At 63.9% G+C, this 710-nt stretch carries 1 protein-coding gene and 2 pseudogenes; all 3 read left to right on the forward strand.

Annotated features, from left to right (window positions below):
• Positions 1-120, forward strand: a pseudogene (locus tag EXE44_RS21490) (AAA family ATPase); the annotation flags it as partial.
• 114 nt (positions 121-234) lie between these two features.
• Positions 235-486, forward strand: coding sequence for an AbrB/MazE/SpoVT family DNA-binding domain-containing protein (locus tag EXE44_RS16240; RefSeq protein ID WP_008442702.1), 252 nt, complete (start codon positions 235-237; stop codon positions 484-486).
• Positions 487-621 (forward strand): annotated as a pseudogene (locus tag EXE44_RS16245) (VapC toxin family PIN domain ribonuclease); the annotation flags it as partial.
• Between the last annotated feature and the right edge of the window lie 89 nt (positions 622-710).

Consider the following 710-nt stretch of genomic DNA (forward strand, 5'->3'; position numbering starts at 1 on the left):
AAGGCCGCCGTTCGCGAGCTCCGGCAGGAAGTCCTCGAAGTCCCCTACGCCTACGTGAACTGCTGGCAGGACTACACGCGGAACGCGGTCCTCGAACAGATCTCTCGCGACCTCGTCGGCGTCGATCACACTACGCCGACACCACAGTCCTGAGTAGACCTGTTCGTCGCCGTGTCTTCAACAGTAGTGTATGAGCACACTAAGTTTATTGAGAGCGGTCTCATACTCCCGAGCATGAGCAGCGAGAGCGTTGATTCCGAAAGCAAGGTCTCGGGAAACCAGGCGAACATTCCCGCGCACATCCGTCGAGAGATGGAGATCGACGACGGTGACAAGCTCCGCTGGCAGATCGAGGACGACGGGACGCTCCGCGTGCGGGTCGTCCAACAGCGCAGCGGGACGTTCAGCGACTTCGACGGATACGACGGCGACCGGGAGACCGATGTCGAGAGCGAACACGACGCGTGGGGCGTCGACCCCGAGTAGATGCCCCGGGCACTCGTCGACACGAGCGTTCTCTTCGCGGCGGCGTACCGTCGGGACAGCGCACACGGGGACGCACTCCCGATCCTCAAGGGGATCGACACCGCGGACCTCCCGGAAGCGGTGATTCTAGATTACGCCGACACCTCGTCGGTCAGGGAGGTCGATCGGGCGGACGTTCCCGCCGCGGTCCGCGACGCGGTGTCGTGGCCCGGCGGGTGATCGCT

Source organism: Halorubrum sp. SS7, assembly GCF_005435055.1.
Classification (GTDB): Archaea; Halobacteriota; Halobacteria; order Halobacteriales; family Haloferacaceae; genus Halorubrum; species Halorubrum salinarum.

What these genes read in the sequence shown, in the direction of transcription:
- EXE44_RS16240 (WP_008442702.1), top strand. Translation starts at nt 235, where the DNA reads ATGAGCAGCGAGAGCGTTGATTCCGAAAGCAAGGTCTCGGGAAACCAG.